We start from the raw sequence: 17511 nt of genomic DNA, 5'->3' as shown, positions 1-17511 counted from the left end.
ACACCCTTGCTGTTCGGCTATACACTTCCCACTATCTGGGCGTGTTCAGGACTTTCACCTGTTAGAGTGCGCCCATGGCGCGCAAACTAAAAAACCACATCATGTAAAATCATGATGTGGTAAATAAAATCGATCTTGTTATGCAATCTTCTGCTTAGCGATCTCTGTAAGTGTCTTGAATCCTTCAGGATCATTTACAGCCATCTCAGCGAGCATCTTACGGTTGATCTCAACCTCTGCAAGCTTAAGACCGTGCATAAGGTTTGAATAAGACATTCCGTTAAGACGAGCTGCTGCGTTGATACGTGTGATCCAAAGAGATCTCATATCTCTCTTCTTCTGCTTACGACCAGCAAATGCTGATGTAAGTGCTCTCATAACTGACTGCTTAGCAACTCTGTACTGCTTTGATCTAGCGCCTCTATAACCCTTAGCGAGCTTTAAAACTCTCTTATGCTTCTTCTTGGCGTTCATGCCACCTTTAATTCTTGCCATTTTGGTTTTCCTCCTAAATTAATTTCGAATAATTGGTACTGCTTTTAACGATAATACTTAAGATTAAACGTAAGGCAGAATCTTCTTCATTGTCTTTACATTAGTAGCGTCAACTACTGCTGCCTGTCTGAGATTTCTCTTTCTCTTTGTAGACTTCTTTGTAAGAATGTGACGCTTGTACGCCTTGTTACGGATCAGCTTACCTGTGCCTGTTACCTTGAAACGCTTGGCAGCAGATCTGTTTGTTTTCATCTTGTGCTGCATAACTAAATCCTCCTATGCTTGTAAATTATTTCATTATCCGTCCGAAAGGACAGCGTAATCATCCAAAATTATGCTGAACAATTACTTATATATGCAACTTGCCACGTAAGCAAGAGACATCACTTTTTCTCAGTAAGGAACATTGTCATGGAACGTCCCTCTACCTTGGGCTGTTTATCAATAACAGCTACATCTGCAAGAGCCTCAGCAAAATCTGTGAGGATATGCACGCTTGCTCCCATATGAGCCATCTCACGTCCTCTGAATCTCAAAGTAACCTTAACTCTGTTACCCTTCTCAAGGAACTTCTTAGCAGAATTAACCTTGGTATTAAGGTCGTTAGTGTCGATATTGGGTGAAAGTCTTATCTCCTTGATCTCGACATTCTTCTGCTTCTTACGAGCTTCCTTCTCCTTACGGAGCTGCTCATACTTGAACTTGCCATAATCAACAATACGGCAAACCGGCGGCTTGGCATTCGGTGCAATCTTTACAAGATCAACTCCAGCCTCATCAGCAAGCTTTCTTGCTTCCTGAATTGACATAACCCCGAGCTGCTCGTTATCAATGCCAATCACGCGAACTTCTTTGTCTCTGATCTGTTCATTAATGAATAAATCGTTGTTGCTAATTGCTTTGTACCTCCATAAAATCGAAACATGTTTCTGTGTATAACAAAAAAGTGGATTCACATCGGAATCCACTTAACAATTATCTATGCTGTGCTTCGTAAACTAATAACTTACGCACTAAATCTGAAACTCAGAATATGCATCGAAACTGTATTAACACCTGTAAGCTAAAGCCACAGGGTGAGAGTGGAAACCTCTGCTTTGTTTTCATACTCAAGTAATATAACACCTAGTTTTCATAAGTGTCAATACTTTTTTTATTTTTATTCACTGATTTTATAAGTCACACCCATTCCGGCCAGTTCTCTGTCCACCTGCTCGTAACTCTCAAACAGTATTGCTTTCATGCCAAATTCCCTGGCAGCATCTACGTTTTTCGCAGTATCATCAATAAATACGCACTTATTCGGATACAGATCATAACGATCACAAATAAGTTCATAAATCTTTCTGTCAGGCTTGATTATCTGCTCCTTATAACTAAGAATTCCTCCGTCAACCTCTGCAAGAAATTCCTTCATGAACGGATTAGTATCCTCTGCCTGCTTTGAATAATTAGAGAGCACCAGGACTTTGTAGCCGGCAGCCTTAAGAGCTTTGATCCAGGGGATTGATCTCTCTCTTTTTCTGAGAAGTCCCGTAAGATCCGAAAAGCAATCATAGAGCTCAGCCTGAAGATTAGGGTCATTTTTCACAAATTCTTTGATAACATCATTGGTGTCCAGAACTCCTCTGTCAAACTCATTCCACGCATCTGATCTGATACTGGCATCAGCTATCTTATCAACAGTGTCCTCAACATAGCCTTTATCTTTAATAAATTCTTCCCAACAAAAATCAGCCAGAACTCCGCCAATATCAAAAATGACCGTATCAATCTTTCCGTCACCAAAATTCTTTGCATTGCCGGATGCCTTAGCAGGAGACCTTTCCTTTTTGGTAGCAGCAGAATCCTTTTCCTTTGTTTCTGCAATAGAAGCTTCCATGTCTATTTTATCAGGATCTTCCTTTTGACTTTCCTCTTCCTCAGAATTGTCTTCTGCCTTTTCTTCTGTTGTATCTTCCTTGGCAGCTTCCTCATTCTTTCCATACGGATCTGAGGAGGCTACGGTTCTTTTTCCTGTAACAGCTGTAAAAGCCCACACGAACAACCAGACAATTATTGGTATGGCAACAGTTGATGCTGCTGATGTCATAAATGCCCCTGTCGTGTCAAATGTTCCCCTTACTGCTTTCAGAAAAAAGACAATATTCACCCCTAGAAGAATAATAATGCCTAGTATAGCCAGTACACGCCTTATTATAGGTGTTTTACCGCCACCACCGGACTTATTATTTTGACTTTTTTCCATAAAATTTCCTCTTAGAAAAATAACCCGGAAATGCTCCGCACTTCCGAGTCATTGACAGTTTAGTATTAAAGTGTACTCTCGCGGTAGATGATATCTTCTCTTGCCGGTCCGTTAGATACCATTGTGATCGGATATCCAATCTCCTTCTCAATGAATTCGATATACTTACGGCAGTTCTCCGGAAGATCTTCATACTTTTTGATTCCACGAATATCTGTCTTCCATCCGGGAAGAGTCTCGTATACAGGCTTAGCCTTCTCAAGAAGATGAGTAACAGGGAAGTCCTTAGTAACCTTACCGTCAATCTCATAGCCTACACAAACCGGAATCTCATCAAGATATCCAAGTACATCAAGAACTGTGAAAGCAACATCTGTTGCGCCCTGAAGTCTGCAGCCATATTTACTTGCAACGCAGTCATACCAACCCATACGACGAGGACGGCCTGTTGTTGCGCCGTACTCACCGCCGTCACCGCCGCGTCTTCTGAGCTCGTCAGCCTCATCTCCGAAAATCTCAGATGTAAAAGCTCCTGCTCCAACGGCTGATGAATAAGCCTTGTTTACTACTACAATCTGCTTTATCTCATAAGGTGCGATACCTGCACCGATTGCTCCATAAGCTGCAAGTGTAGATGAAGATGTAACCATGGGGTAAATACCATGATCAGGATCCTTCATTGTTCCAAGCTGACCCTCAAGAAGAATTGTCTTATTATTCTTGATCGCATTCTCAAGGAAGAGTGCTGTATCAGCAACATAAGGCTTAACCATATCTCTCCACTCGTGAAGTGTATCAAGAAGCTCAGCAGGGCTGATCTCAGGCTTATGATAAAGTTCCTTAAGAAGGATATTCTTTGTTACAAGAACTCTCTCAACCTTTTCCTTAAGAAGCTCCTCATCAAAGAGCTCATTTACCTGGAAACCGATCTTAGCATATTTATCGGAATAAAAAGGTGCAATACCTGACTTTGTTGAACCGAAGGATTTTCCTCCAAGTCTCTCTTCTTCATACTGATCGAAAAGTATGTGATAAGGCATAACTATCTGACAACGATCTGAAATAAGAAGATTGGGCTGAGGCACATTCTTATCTGTTACAGACTTAAGCTCACCGATAAGTACAGGAATGTTAAGTGCCACACCGTTACCAATTATATTAGTAATATTCTGGTGGAAAACACCTGAAGGAAGTGTGTGCAGAGCAAACTTGCCATATTCATTAACGATAGTATGACCTGCGTTCGCGCCTCCCTGAAAACGTACAACCACATCGGCCTGATCAGCCATCATGTCTGTGATCTTACCTTTTCCTTCGTCTCCCCAGTTTGCTCCAACTACTGCTTTAACCATTTTAATTCTCCATTCTGTTACATGGCTACCGATATATTCACAAGCTTTGAAAAATACCGATAAACTCTTCTCAATAAGCACCCCGGATTCAAAATGCTCTCCGGATAACTTGTATAGTCAGCACTAAACGCGATAAAAATCACGTAAGGCGCCTTCTTCAAATTGAATAACCACATGATAATATACTACATAATTATTAATAAGTAAATTATAAAAAATCAGCAAAAACAAAAAATCACATTCCTGTTTTTGCTGATTATATCAATATTTTCATATTAAGTTCCCCACCCCAAAAATAGTTTTCCCTGTACTATTCCGCGCTATCCAATATATAATTCCACATTGGCTTATTCGGTTTAGGCGAATAATGAACGCCATCCTTTGAATCTATGGTAACATTCTTGCTTACATATTCATACATCGGAACAGTTTTTACTTTTTTCTTATCAGCCCAGGTTTTAAGCTGTACATTAAAGCTGCTTATAACCCTGTCATTAAACAGCGCCTGCCCTCCTTCATCAAGATAGCCAAAGCTTGTAGGTCCTACAGAACATAAAACAAGCTTCTTTTTCTTTGCCATCAGCTTGCTATATGCACTCGAATATGGTTTGAATGCACCATAATCGTTGCATCCCATCCATGTAATAATCGTATCATAGTCATTAAGGTCGCTGTGATTTATCACTTCCTTAAGGAAGGTAATCTTTCCTCCATTGAAGGCACAGACAACTACATCGTTATGCACTTCGCCAAGAATGCATTCAGCTGTTCCCGAAAAAAGATCAACAGTCCTTGAATCTCCTATAAATAAAGTCCTTACAGAGCTCTTTGCTACAGTAATATATATGAAGCATTTCTGGGATTTCTTTTTCTTATTTACAATCTTTATTCTTGCCGTTCCGTTCTTCTTTGCAGTTATCACACCATCTTCTGTCACTGTGGCAACTGACCGTTTATTTGATGAAAAGCTGAGATATCTGTTCTTTATCTTCTTTTTATTTGCTTTTACGGTTACCCTGAGGTCATCACCAATTGACATTTTGTCATAATATTTGGGCTTTTCCGATGAAACCTCACAGGTCAGTTTTCTATGATATTTCTTAGCATTTTCGGTTTTTTTCTCTGAATCCTGAGAATCCTGTTTTTTTATTTGCGAAGTATCCTGACTCTGTGCATCATTCTGAGAGGTCTGAGTCTGGCCTTGTGTATTCCCTGAGGAAGTTCCTGCATCCTGCGAAGCTGTATCTGCGGTCTCATCATCCTCCTCTTCCTCAACTTCTATTTCCACTTCATCCTCTTCAGAAAACTCCTCATCATCTTCTGATGTTTCAACCTCAATCACGTCTCCAACCTGAGCAGCTTTTACTCTCATTATGTTTTCAAAGGGAACCATTTGAAAAAAAATAAGCATAGCAAACAAAAGCACCGATGCCTTTTTTACCAGCTTGCGAATAGACACTCTCATAGTCACCCCCTATCCTCCCCCATATTTCCTTTTTTTCAAAGGAAATATGAGAAATCATATTTGTTAGAGTAATTGTACTCGCAACATATAAATATAATTGATAGAAAAATAATCAATATATTAATAAGTAGTGAATTATTTAAGTGTTCATTATTATTTTTTTGTTATAAAAAATAAATTAAAATTTATACGAAAAAAAGCGGACAAAACGTCCGCTTTTACGTATATCTACTATACTTTTCAATTTCAAAACAGAAACTACGAATAGTAAAGACTATCTGATCGTTTTATAAACGAATCACTCAATAATCTCATAATCGTAAGTCGCAAAATCAGCCTTAAGAGAAATCTTACTTCCGTTATTTTCCCAGGTGAATGTAAGAGCAGAGCCATCCTGCTCAAGACTAAGATTTGCATCAAATCCGAATGCAGGATTTGTATTTCGAAGTCTTAAAAGGTCAAGCTGCTTCTGAACAACAGGCTTCTTAAGCATTTCGGCAATATCTTCATTTGAAAGATTTGTGCGGTTGATTTCCTTATGTCCGCCGGCACCTGCTCTCTCAACAGCTGCGTAATCATTCTCGCCTGCAAAAAGATCAAGGTACCATACCTGAGGCTTACCGGGCATGAACATCTGAACTGCTCTTGCAAAAAGCATCTTCTTATCATCTGCTCCGAGAGCACTGTAATAAGTAGAGTTAACCTGGTAATACATATTCTTCTGTCCGTGAAGATTTTTAACAAGGCCGCCTCTTCCAACAATAGTGCTGATAAGCTGCTCTATCTCTTCATCAGGAATAAGTCCCTTAAGATCCAGTACCGGAATTCCATCGTGACAGCCAAGCATATTAACAACACGGATGTTTTTATCCATAAGCTCCTTTGCCCAGCGTGCAAGAAACTCACCACTATGCTGCTCCATTGCATAAATAAGAAGTCCGGGAAGGAAGAAGTCGTAGGTCATGTAACCCTTACCTGCAACCTTCTCATATATACCTGCTCCATAGCTGTCATGAATCTCAGGAAGAAGTCTCAAGCTGTTCTTATCCGCAAGAGCTCTTACCTTTTCAAGTACATCCCATGTGTCAGGCTCATTAAGGAAGTTCTTCTTTCCGGGTTCCTTCGGTGCATATGCAAAAGCATCAAGTCTTACGATTGCTGCCCCGTAACCTGAAAGTGCCTTAAGAGTATTCTCATAATGTTCCCATACCAAATCGGACTTAATATTGAGGTCCATCTGTCCCAAATACTTTCTTCCGTTTGCAAGGAAATTCAGAACTGCTAAACGATATTTCGTATACTTTCCAAAGTCAATTTCTTCCGGTTTCTTACCCTCATCAAGTGCAGTGCAAACAATCTTGGCAATTCTCTCTGCGGTCATGTACTGAAGTCTTTCTGAGCATTCACCTTCAAACTCCCACACAGCATTTATAATATCCTGCGCATCAGGTCTTCTGTACTGAACCTCCTGATAGAAGGTGTTCCAATAAGGAATCTCCTTGCCATCAGGCATGCGCACCATAAGTATAGGAAGTCCGGGCTTTCTGAAAAACATATCCTTTATATATTTCTCATCAGGCTGTATGTAACCCTCTTCCGTCATCTCGCCGCAGCCTTCCCAGAACTTATTCCAGTTTATGAAAAAGTCTGCATACTTGGAATTCTCACCATTTTTCAGAAGATCCTGAAACTGAGGTGACAGAACTGAAGCATGGTTCAGGATAAAATCAAGCTTAAGATCAATGCCAAGTGCACGAAGCCTGTCAAGGTCTTCCTTGGAGCCAAGCTCCTCGTTAATGCCATAATCAATTACAGAAAATCCTCTGTCCAAGTCCGTGTTGTAAATACTCGGAAGGATGTAGAAAGAACTAAAGGTGTCCTTTAATTCGTCCTTTTCAAGCATGGTGACGATGTCGCCAAGAGTCCCTCCACAGCTGTCCGGATAGGCATTCAGCATAGGTCCGTTATCTACAAATTTACTCATTCTTATTCCTTTCTATCCCCTCATTACAAATTCATAAGCTTCTTATATTCATCGTAGCTTATAATTTCCCCCTGCTTACTTACAATAATCTTAGCCTTGTGTGCCTGAGCCATAAGTTTATTCTGCTCAAGCTCAAGAACCATCATTGTGAACGGGCTGTCAACCTTGCCATCGCGGGCACGGCTTCTTCTGTGCTCAAGTGTCTCCTGAGGCGTACTGTTAAGAAGGATCGGAATGTCAACCTCCTGCATGCAATCTGTGTTGCCGTGTGTCCACTCTATAATAAGAACCTGCTTACCGGTCATATCAACTTCGTCGTACCAAAGCTGAGTTTCATCTCTACCCATTCTCTTAAGCCAGAGCTTGTCAGCTCCGTCCTTGAATGCAGCAAGGATACTGTCAACCTCAGCAAAATCTGTCTCTGCGGGTGTACCAAGATACTCTGAAAGACCTTTCTTACCGGCTTCAAGATAAGAAGAAAACCAGGGATTTTCTTTTACATGATCTGCATTTGCATCATCTCCCTGCTCCTGCCAGATCTGCACCTGCTTTAAGTTTTCAGCATTCATTGCACCGCCATCAACCATACCGCGGATTGCGCACTGTCTGAAAGTATGAAGTCTCTCAGCATCGTTATACATAGGAATACGGTGAGGATAATTGTCACCTGACATTGTGTAGCTTCCGATTCCGGACTGCTCAAGCATATATGAAAGAAGTGAAGCAATCTCAGACTTACCTACACCTGATCCGCCGCAAACAGTTACTACTGCTCTTCCGTAAGGATTCGTTGATGTAACCTTTGAAAGCTCTTCTAATAAAATAGGGAAAATCGTCTTAGCTTTGGCAATATGACTATCGCCAATTTCAATCTTGTCTCCCGGCATATCACCATGAGGAATATCAGAAGGAATACTGATCTCGGAAGCTGAGAGCCTCTGTACCATCTCCTCAGTTACGGGTTGCTTTTTTGCGATTTTACCGTAGTTTTTATTCATTTGTAGTTCCTTTCAATAGATAAATAGAATAATATTTAGTTACTAATTTTTAAAAACGGCTTAAATTCGGGATTTTTCATACAGTAAACGTAATTTCGTACACAAGTCGAGTTGCTTGATTTCTTATGAATAAGTGCATTTTTATTTTTTGACAACCGATTTTCCGCCGTGCTATTTTTACACTATATCCAAATTTTTTGGTTTGTAAAGAATAATTTTTGGGGAGCTCATTTTTCATGATCACGATTAAAGAAATTGCGAAAGAGCTGAATATGAGCACAACTACCGTATCCAATGTCATTCATGGCAAGACCGGAGAAGTCTCTGATGCAACGATTAAAATCGTTGAGGACTATCTCAAAAAAGTCGATTATGTTCCAAACATCAACGCAAGAAATCTTGCCCAAAATGAATCGAAGATTATCGGAGTTGCTCTTAAAGCGAGAGCAGACAAATACGAAAATCTGCTAATGGATCCTTTCGTATCCGAGCTCATCGGTGGCATTGAGGAATCAATCCGTAATGCAGGATATTTCATGATGCTCTATATTTCAAGAGACACAGATGAAATCATGCGTCACGTATCAACCTGGAATGTAGACGGTCTTCTCCTCTTCGGAATGATTGGTGATGACGGTATTCGTGTCAGCGAACGCTACAAAAAACCCATCGTATGCATCGACACTTACAGTATCGAGGGACTGAAGCATTTTACAAACGTCGGACTTGATGACGACAAGGGATGCTTTGAGATGGTTAATTACATGATAAGTCAGGGGCATCGCAGGATTGCATTCCTTTCCGACAACCTTAATGGCGTCGATTTTGCGAGATACTCAGGATATAAACGGGCACTTGAAGCTAACAACATCGAGTTTGAAGACAACTGGTTTTTCAAGATAAAGCCAAGAAGCGATGAACTGGCAGAATCACTAAACGAACTCTGCGACCGTGCAACAAACTTTGATGCGATAATGTGCGTATCAGACCTGTATGCGGTACAGCTTATGACAGCACTAAGCGATCGTGGTGTCAGGGTTCCGGATGATATCTCCATTGCCGGTTTCGATGATACAATACTTGGACAATTGCACCGCCCTTCCCTGTCTACAGTACATCAGGATGTTAAGGAAAAAGGTGTTGTGGCAACAGATATTCTGTTAAAACGTATCAAGGGTGAAAATGTACCAAAGCAGGTACAACTTCCAACCAGGTTAATCATCCGTGATACAATAAAGCAAATTTAATAGCCCCCTCATCCGTCGCCTTCGGCGCCACCTTCCCCCCAAGGGGAAGGCTGGCAAAAGTTAAAGCCTTCCCCTTGGGGGGGAAGGCTGGCAAAAGTTAAAGCCTTCCCCTTGGGGGGAAGGCTGGCAAAAGTTAAAGCCTTCCCCTTGGGGGGAAGGTGCCCGAAGGGCGGATGAGGGGCTTTCTTTATGATTATCTATGATTATCTATGAATTTCTCTGAATTTTTATTCTGTGTATTCTCAAACCCAGTTTTTATCAGCTTTTGCGCATAAGGTTAGACAGTTTCTAAAAAGTTAATGAATTTTTTACTTGATTAAATTAGATTATCGTGATATTTTTGTCTTAGCATAAAACTTATGCGCAAAAGTAAACGTCAATTCACATAGTTGATTGGCAAAGTGCACAATTTCAAGGAGGGTAACATGAAAAAGAAAGTATTATCAGTTCTTCTGGCTGGAACAATGGTTCTTAGCTTAGCAGCTTGCGGTGGCAGCTCAAGTTCTAACACATCCGCAGACACAGCTGAGTCCACAGAGGCAGCCGCTGACACAACAGAGACAACAGAGACAACAGAGACAACAGAAACTACAGCAGACACATCTGCTGATACAACAGCTTCAGCTGGTGCTATCCGTCTTCTTAACGGTAAGCCTGAGATCAACGATCAGCTCAAAGAGCTCGCTGAGCTTTACAAGACCGAGACAGGTGCAGAAGTTGTCATCGAGACAATCGGTGGTGACACAAGCGCAGGCGATGAGCTTAAGAAAATGTACCAGGCTGACAACATGCCTGACATCTTCGTAATCGAGGCTAACCAGGCAGCTACATGGGACGGCATGCTTGCAGATCTCGCTGGCGAAGCTTGGACAGACAAGACTGGTTTCGAACTTGTAAACGACAACATGGGAACAATCGGATTCCCTTACACAGTTGAGGCAACAGCACTTGGTTACAATGCTGACATCCTCGCACAGTGTGATGTAGATCCTTCTTCTCTTACATCTCCCGCTGCATGGCAGGAAGCTTGTGAGAAGATCGATGCTAAGAAGGATGAGCTTGGACTTACAGCTGTATTTGGCTGGTGTGCAGAGCCTACAAACCTTGGCTGGTCTTCAGGTACACACGTATTTGGTCAGTATCTTGACGCAGGTCTTAAGGCTGACGACACAACATACATCGATATGCTTAACGATGGCGGCACAATCGATGAGGCAAGAATGAAGAAGTTCGCTGAATTCATCGGCATGATGAATCAGTATTCTGACAAGGATCACCTCCTTGTAGACGGAACATATGATGAGCAGGTTGCAGGATTCAAGGATGGCAAGTTTGCATTCATCACACAGGGTAACTGGTGTGTAACTTCTCCTGCTGACGTTACATTCGAAGTTGGTTTTGCTCCTTATGCATTTGAGGATGGCATCAACACAATCATCGCTGGACCTCCGTCATACTGGGTAGCATATAAGGACGGCAACGTTGACGCTGCTAAGGCATTCTTCAACTGGTGCGCAGGCGATTCAGCTCAGGATATCCTTGTAAACAAGGCTGGTCTTGTATCTCCTTTCGATGATTGCCAGTATGAAGCTACAAATCCTTTCTACAAGAGCATGAAGAGCTACATCGATGCTGGTAACTACAGCGGATGGCACACAATGCTTAAGAAGGATGGTCTTCAGAACGAGACATGTCAGGTATTTGCAGATTATGCAAAGGGTTCTATCGCAGACGCTGACGAGTTCGTATCAAAGATTTCTGCAGTAATCAAGGGTTACTACGCTGAATAATTGATTTTCAACCAAGTTATCGGGCAGAGCACATGCTCTGCCCGATTTATCTAAAAGGTAATTTCTTTAAAAAAACTATTTAACTCATTTACTTAAATGTATTTCTAGGCATCCAGCTAAAAAGGAGATTTTGTATGAAAACACCTTCTGCATCCAAAAGTGTACTATCACTTCTATGCCTGATTGCCGGGCTTGGGTTACTGATTTGGTCTCTGATTTTAGACTTTTCAAAATCAGGTGCGTCTTTCCGTGGCGCGACACTTATTATTGGTATTATAGGTATTGTGTTGGGACTATATTACTTCCCCACTCTTAAACATCACAGAACTATTATTAACATTTTATTCTTATTCCCGCTTCTGTTCGCTTTTGCAGTAACGGTTATCATCCCTCTCTTCCTTGGTATCGGATATTCCTTTACTGATTGGGATGGCATCAGAGTAAGAAATTCTGTTGGACTTGAAAATTACACAAGCATGTTTACACAGCCCAGTTTTCTCTGGTCAATTTTCTTAACATTCTTGTTTGTTGTATGCAACATGATAATGGTTAACCTGGTAGCATTCCTGCTTGCTCTTCTTTGCACCTCAAAGATCAAAGGCCTTGGATTTTTCAGAGCAGCATACTTCCTTCCTAACCTTATCGGTGGTATCGTACTTGGCTATATATGGCAGTTCATATTCAGTAATGTAGTTACTGAGGTGTTCAAAACAAAGTACTCAATGATCGCTGATACAGGCACCGCGTTCCTTGCAGTTATCATCGTTTACATCTGGCAGTACGCCGGTTACATAATGCTCATCTACATTACAGGTCTTAATACTATCCCCGGAGATGTACTTGAAGCATCCGCTATCGATGGAGCCAATCCCATGCAGACTCTTTTTGAGATAAAGATTCCCATGATCGCTCCTACAATTACAATTTGCACATTCCTTACACTTACAAGTGCATTCAAGCAGTTCGATGTAAACCTTGCACTTACTAATGGTAAAGGATCAGTAGATATCTTTGGTCAATACCTCACAAATGGTACCGAGATGCTTGCTCTTAACATCTATAACACAGCTGTTATCAAGAACAATTACGCACTCGGCCAGGCAAAAGCCGTATTGTTCTTCATTATCCTGGCTTGTGTCTCCATTTTGCAGGTTCGCATATCTAATAAGAAGGAGGTTGAATTATAATGCATACAAAGGAAAAAACTTCAAATGTAGTAATTCGCTTCATTATTGCAATTATAATCGCAGCATATGTGCTGTTCCCTTTCTTCCTTGTAGTTATCAACTCCTTCAAGGATGCTAATGAGATCACCTCTAATCCTATTGGACTTAACGGTGCATCTTTCGCAAAGCTTACAAGAAACTTAAGTGATGTTATTAATAATAGTAGTTTTACATTCTGGCAGACATTCGGTTATTCAGCACTTATAACTGTACTCTCTCTTGCTCTTCTTGCTCTTTTTGGAGCAATGGCTGCATGGGTTATCTGCCGTAACAAGACTGTATGGTCAAATGTGATCTACTTCACATTCATCGCATCAATGATCATTCCTTTCCAGGTAGTTATGCTTCCTCTTATCTCTACCTTCAGAGATGTAGGAAAGTTCATTGGTATCCCGATGCTTAAGTCCGTACCCGGTATCGTTTTTGCATATCTCGGATTCGGTGGTGCCATGACAGTATTCATTCTTGTAGGATTTATAAAGGGAATTCCTTTTGATCTTGAAGAAGCAGCATCAATTGACGGATGCTCACCCGAGCAGGTATTTTTCAAGATTATCTTCCCTCTTCTTACACCTGTTATTACAACAGTTACAATCCTGAACGGTATGTGGATCTGGAACGATTATCTTCTGCCTTCAATGATGCTTGGTCAGAATGGTCCCGTTAAGACTCTTCCCGTTGCGGTTCAGGCTTTCGTAGGTTCTTACGTTAAGCAGTGGAATCTGATTCTGGCAGCTGCACTTCTTGCAATCCTGCCTATGATCATCCTGTTCCTTATCGCTCAGAAGCAGATTATGGAAGGTATGATCGAAGGTGCTGTAAAAGGCTAATAACACCCATTCCATTTTAATAACCGCCCCCGGCAGTTCGCCACTGCCGGGGGCGGTATTGTTTTGTGTTTTGACGGTTTGTCCATTATGAAAAGGAGCATGGGTCCAAACCTGTCTATTCAAAAAATTATCATTCACGCGCAGTCTTCCAAACACCATTTCTCAGTAATCTGCCATCTATTAATTAAAGTAAATGTCATGTGTGTGAAGAATCAAGGTATCAGAGTTTTGCGGGGATGATCTCAGAGATAAGTCTTGCGCATTCTTCAAGGTCGCGGGATTCGTCGTTTGGTTCGGTGAAGCGGCCTTCTGTGTTGCTGTCGATGTCGAGGACTCCAATGACTTTGCCGGAAGCGTCGCGAAGCGGTACTACGATCTCGGAGCGGGCTTCGCTGTCGCAGGCGATGTAGCCGGCAAACTTTGAGACATCGGGAACGATGAGTGTCTTGTCCTCTGCTGCTGACACGCCGCAGACACCTTTGCCTATAGCGATGTGTGTGCAGGCGACTTTACCCTGAAAAGGACCGAGGATGAGTTCCTTCTCTATATCGTTCTTATCTGTTATAAGGTAGAAACCTACCCAACTTACATCCTCCATCTGCTGCCAAAGGCAAGCTGCCACGTTGGACAGATTTGTGATGTACCAATCCTTCTTATCTATAACTGCTTCTACATAACTCGATAATGCCATTATTCTATTCTCCTCAAATTATATGTAAGATTAAAAACTATTTTATTATATTGTCGATTTTCATTTTGCGCAATCTAATCTTTTAATACAAAAAACAGCTGACAATCTCAAACGTCATATTACTGTCTTCTTGCCTCAAGTAGTCTGTTAAGAGCATCCTCTAGAATGTGCTTGGGACAGGCAAGATTGAAACGCTCGAAACCTTTTCCTGCGTCACCGAAAAGATATCCCTCATCCGTGAAGAGAAATGCTTCATGAGTCATGAAATGTTCAAGTTCATCAGTATCCATTCCCCATGCACGAAAATCGCACCAGATAAGGTAGGTTCCTTCAAGCGGATATATCCTGATTTCGGGAAAGTGCTCGTTCATGAACTTGGTAAAATAGATGGCGTTTTCATGGATGACATCGACGCATTCATCCAGCCACTTCTCACACCTAGTGTATGCAATCCTGCAGGCTTCCATTCCAAGGGCATTAGTCGCGCCGCGGTATCCCTTGAATCTTGAATCGTCGAAGGCCTTTCTGACTTCCGGGTCCTGTATAATTACCGCGGAAGTCTGCATTCCCGCAAGGTTGAAGGATTTACTCGGCGCTATGCAGATTCCCATATGCTTCCCTGCATCCTCGGCCACGGCTCCCATCACGGTATGCTCATAGCCCGGCATGATCAGATCATTGTGAATCTCGTCATCAACTATGAAAACATCATGCTTTACGCAAATGTTATAGACCCTGCGAAGCTCCTCCCTGGTCCACACGCGTCCCACAGGATTGTGTGGGTTACAGAATATGATGAGTGTTGTGTTTTTATCTGAGGCAGCAACTTCAAGAGCTTCAAAATCAATAGAATATGCGCTCGTATGTCCATCTAAATCCGCAGAGTTTTCTGCATTGTTTATAAGATCAACCTCAACCACTTTTCGGTTATTTAAAAGAATTGACTTCTTAAAAGGATAATAGACAGGCGATAGAATAATGACGCCGTCTCCTTCCTTGGTCATGGCTCTGATAAAATCGCCCAGTGCAGGAACAACTCCGTCAGAGAGCTGTATCCACTCCTTCTCGATTTTGTAGTTGTGGCGCTTTTCGAGCCAGCCCTTGATTGAATCAAGGAATGCTTTTGATGGTGCAGTGTATCCAAGCACGTTTTCATCAAGATATTCCTTTAGACCTTCTGCAATCTCAGGAGCATTCTTAAATTCCATATCTGCAACTGAAAAAGGAATAATTCCTTCAGGAACATCAGGATTTCTCTTTAACATATCATTGTATTTGTATGAGTTTGCATTACGCCTGTCCGGGCATGTCTTAAAATCGTACATCGCATCCTCCCTTAATAAGATCTGCTCCATTGCACAGGCATGACTGTATAACATAGTCATAGCCTTTAGCTCCCATGAGGCGCTGTCCCTTAAAGACAAGATGCATCTTCTTATCTTCCGTCATATATTCTTCAGATACAATCACGCCAAGATCGCACTTATCAAGGACATTCCTGAAATCCCCAAGAAAGGCAGGAATAAGCACGCTCCCGCTCGACTTTCCTACCTGAAATCCATATATCTTATCTATCTGTTCCTGTAAAATCTCTCCGATTGTCATAGATAATCACCCCCACCAAAATATCTTACTACTGTGAAATTTGATTATAGCATACTATTCTGAAACTGAAAGACTATAGCCTGTGACGATACAAGTTCAAACTCTATTTTGGATGAATTTGTGGGCCATAGTAAATTTGATGTATCTGATAAATTTGAAAGACTACTTAATGGTGGATCTATAACAGAATCTGTTTGTGATGAACTGACTTATGACAACATCTCTGACTCTGAGAAAAATCTATGGAGTGTCCTTCTTATGACAGGTTATGTTTCCAAGGCAGATGAGACAGGGACAAAAGACAAGATAAAGCTTAGGATACCTAATGCTGAGATAGCGGATTTGTTCAAGGATGTTGTTGTTAAGCGGTTTGAAAAAACGCTGGATACTTCAAAAGTGGATGACTTCGTTACAGCTATGTGGAACAAGGATTCAGAGACAGCTTCAAAAATGCTTTCTGATATATTGTGGAATTCCATCAGCTACTTTGATTATGGCGAAGAGTACTATCATGGAATGTTGAACGGGATTTTTTCAGCCAGAGGTTTTTCGCCTGACTCCAACGATGAAGCTTGGCTAGGAAGGCTTAATCTTCGTGTGAGGGATAAGGCAAACAGAGCTTACCTTTTGCTTGAGTTCAAACGGTCAAAGAAAGAATCGGACCTTGACGCAGATTGCGATGAAGCCCTTGCTCAGATTGAGAAAAATGGATATGACAAAATGTTATTAGATGGCTATGAGAAGCAGATTGTTTATGGAATAGCCTTCTTTGGAAAAACCGCAAAGATTAAACTAAAGAATACATAACTAACCAAAGTTCATGAAATTTTACGAGTAAATGATACCATATACATAATTTACGAGTAAATGGTACTATATACGGTTATCGCATCATAGTTGCTGATATGCTTAAAGTATGTTATCGTAACAAAGTTGATTTTCCTTTTATTACCCGAAGAAGCAAAATGAAAGGAATTCATGAAACAACAAGTATCTACAAACAATGAAAACCTGTCTTACGGCAGCACTCCTTATGATGATGTTTTCAGAACATTGGTGATTGAGCACAATGAATTGGTACTCAGACTCATCAATGAGATGTTCCCGGATATCAATTATGACGGGGATGAAAAAGTCAAACCTTTGAATGACACCTACTTTGTCAACCATGGTGACGGTAATCAGGACAAAAAGATCACAGACTCCGCAATTGAAATCATAGGACACGACGGAGTCAGAAGGCTTTTTCATCTGGAATGCCAGAGCACGTCGGACGGTTCTATGATTATCCGGATGTTTGAGTATGATGTCCAGATTGCAATCAAAGCTAGCAGCGATTTTTCTACTGATCATCTAAGCGTAAATCTTCCCGAATCCAGAATCCTGTATCTTAGAAGCACAGCTAACACGCCGAATTTCATGACTGTTACAGTTAATGTTCCGGACAGTAAGCACGTAGACTATCAGGTCCCTATTCTGAAGCTGAAAGACTATAGCTGTGACGATATTCTTGACAAGGAACTTTACTTTCTCATTCCGTTTTATCTGTTCAACTTCGAGGCTGAATTTGATAAAATAGA

General features: G+C 41.3%; 16 protein-coding genes and 1 pseudogene. 6 read left to right on the top strand and 11 right to left on the bottom strand.

Annotation, left to right across the window (positions count from 1 at the left end; genetic code table 11):
• Positions 1 to 138: 138 nt before the first annotated feature.
• From rplT to G586_RS0119940, 8 genes are all read right to left on the bottom strand, one after another.
• Positions 139 to 495, bottom strand: a complete 357-nt coding sequence (gene rplT / locus G586_RS0119975; RefSeq protein ID WP_022760515.1) for a 50S ribosomal protein L20 — start codon at positions 493 to 495, stop codon at positions 139 to 141.
• 63 nt (positions 496 to 558) lie between these two features.
• Positions 559 to 759 (bottom strand): 50S ribosomal protein L35, encoded by a 201-nt coding sequence (gene rpmI, locus G586_RS0119970; protein ID WP_022760514.1) that lies wholly within the window; start codon positions 757 to 759, stop codon positions 559 to 561.
• A 119-nt stretch (positions 760 to 878) separates the two neighbouring features.
• Complete coding sequence (gene infC, locus G586_RS0119965; protein WP_196811659.1) at positions 879 to 1412, bottom strand: translation initiation factor IF-3; 534 nt, start codon at positions 1410 to 1412, stop codon at positions 879 to 881.
• A 242-nt stretch (positions 1413 to 1654) separates the two neighbouring features.
• Positions 1655 to 2743: an HAD family hydrolase gene (locus tag G586_RS25410; protein WP_051204966.1), complete on the bottom strand. Its 1089-nt coding sequence runs from the start codon at positions 2741 to 2743 to the stop codon at positions 1655 to 1657.
• 65 nt (positions 2744 to 2808) lie between these two features.
• Complete coding sequence (locus tag G586_RS0119955) at positions 2809 to 4095, bottom strand: adenylosuccinate synthase (RefSeq protein ID WP_026529117.1); 1287 nt, start codon at positions 4093 to 4095, stop codon at positions 2809 to 2811.
• 310 nt (positions 4096 to 4405) lie between these two features.
• Positions 4406 to 5560, bottom strand: a complete 1155-nt coding sequence (locus tag G586_RS0119950; RefSeq protein ID WP_026529116.1) for an Ig-like domain-containing protein — start codon at positions 5558 to 5560, stop codon at positions 4406 to 4408.
• A gap of 298 nt (positions 5561 to 5858) precedes the next feature.
• Complete coding sequence (locus G586_RS0119945; RefSeq protein ID WP_026529115.1) at positions 5859 to 7544, bottom strand: alpha-amylase family glycosyl hydrolase; 1686 nt, start codon at positions 7542 to 7544, stop codon at positions 5859 to 5861.
• A 23-nt stretch (positions 7545 to 7567) separates the two neighbouring features.
• Positions 7568 to 8542 carry a hypothetical protein gene (locus G586_RS0119940; protein WP_330363302.1) on the bottom strand — a complete coding sequence of 325 codons (975 nt, stop codon included), beginning with the start codon at positions 8540 to 8542 and terminating at the stop codon, positions 7568 to 7570.
• A 236-nt stretch (positions 8543 to 8778) separates the two neighbouring features.
• On the opposite strand from G586_RS0119940, the gene G586_RS0119935 reads away from it, so the two are divergent.
• The 4 genes from G586_RS0119935 to G586_RS0119920 all read left to right on the top strand — a co-directional run bounded on the left by G586_RS0119935 (position 8779) and on the right by G586_RS0119920 (position 13635).
• Positions 8779 to 9789 (top strand): LacI family DNA-binding transcriptional regulator, encoded by a 1011-nt coding sequence (locus G586_RS0119935; protein ID WP_026529113.1) that lies wholly within the window; start codon positions 8779 to 8781, stop codon positions 9787 to 9789.
• A gap of 425 nt (positions 9790 to 10214) precedes the next feature.
• A complete protein-coding gene (locus G586_RS0119930; RefSeq protein ID WP_026529112.1) occupies positions 10215 to 11579 on the top strand; it encodes an ABC transporter substrate-binding protein in 1365 nt (454 codons plus the stop codon).
• 134 nt (positions 11580 to 11713) lie between these two features.
• A complete protein-coding gene (locus G586_RS0119925; protein ID WP_026529111.1) occupies positions 11714 to 12766 on the top strand; it encodes a carbohydrate ABC transporter permease in 1053 nt (350 codons plus the stop codon).
• A complete protein-coding gene (locus G586_RS0119920; protein WP_026529110.1) occupies positions 12766 to 13635 on the top strand; it encodes a carbohydrate ABC transporter permease in 870 nt (289 codons plus the stop codon). Before G586_RS0119925 ends, G586_RS0119920 begins: the two co-directional genes overlap by 1 nt.
• Before the next feature lie 220 nt (positions 13636 to 13855).
• Here the strand turns inward: G586_RS0119920 and G586_RS0119915 are convergent, their stop codons facing one another.
• The 3 genes from G586_RS0119915 to G586_RS0119905 form a co-directional block, all read right to left on the bottom strand.
• Entirely contained in the window at positions 13856 to 14326 is a 471-nt protein-coding gene (locus G586_RS0119915; RefSeq protein WP_035773748.1) for a GAF domain-containing protein, read from the bottom strand.
• A gap of 119 nt (positions 14327 to 14445) precedes the next feature.
• The gene (locus tag G586_RS0119910) at positions 14446 to 15651 is read right to left on the bottom strand and encodes a MalY/PatB family protein (protein WP_035773746.1); all 1206 of its coding nucleotides are present in this window, start codon (positions 15649 to 15651) and stop codon (positions 14446 to 14448) included.
• Positions 15638 to 15931, bottom strand: a complete 294-nt coding sequence (locus G586_RS0119905; RefSeq protein WP_026529107.1) for a hypothetical protein — start codon at positions 15929 to 15931, stop codon at positions 15638 to 15640. Before G586_RS0119905 ends, G586_RS0119910 begins: the two co-directional genes overlap by 14 nt.
• Before the next feature lie 120 nt (positions 15932 to 16051).
• Here G586_RS0119905 and G586_RS24170 point away from each other — a divergent pair, with 120 nt between their 5' ends.
• Both G586_RS24170 and G586_RS26745 read left to right on the top strand, forming a co-directional pair.
• Entirely contained in the window at positions 16052 to 16738 is a 687-nt protein-coding gene (locus tag G586_RS24170; RefSeq protein ID WP_051204965.1) for a PD-(D/E)XK nuclease domain-containing protein, read from the top strand.
• A gap of 171 nt (positions 16739 to 16909) precedes the next feature.
• Positions 16910 to 17511 (top strand): annotated as a pseudogene (locus G586_RS26745) (hypothetical protein); the annotation flags it as partial.

The sequence above is a fragment of the Butyrivibrio sp. VCD2006 genome (genome assembly GCF_000423925.1).
In the GTDB taxonomy this organism is placed as follows: domain Bacteria; phylum Bacillota; class Clostridia; order Lachnospirales; family Lachnospiraceae; genus Butyrivibrio.
The sequence above is the reverse complement of the archived record's forward strand: the minus strand, read 5'-3'. Positions and strand labels throughout refer to the sequence as shown.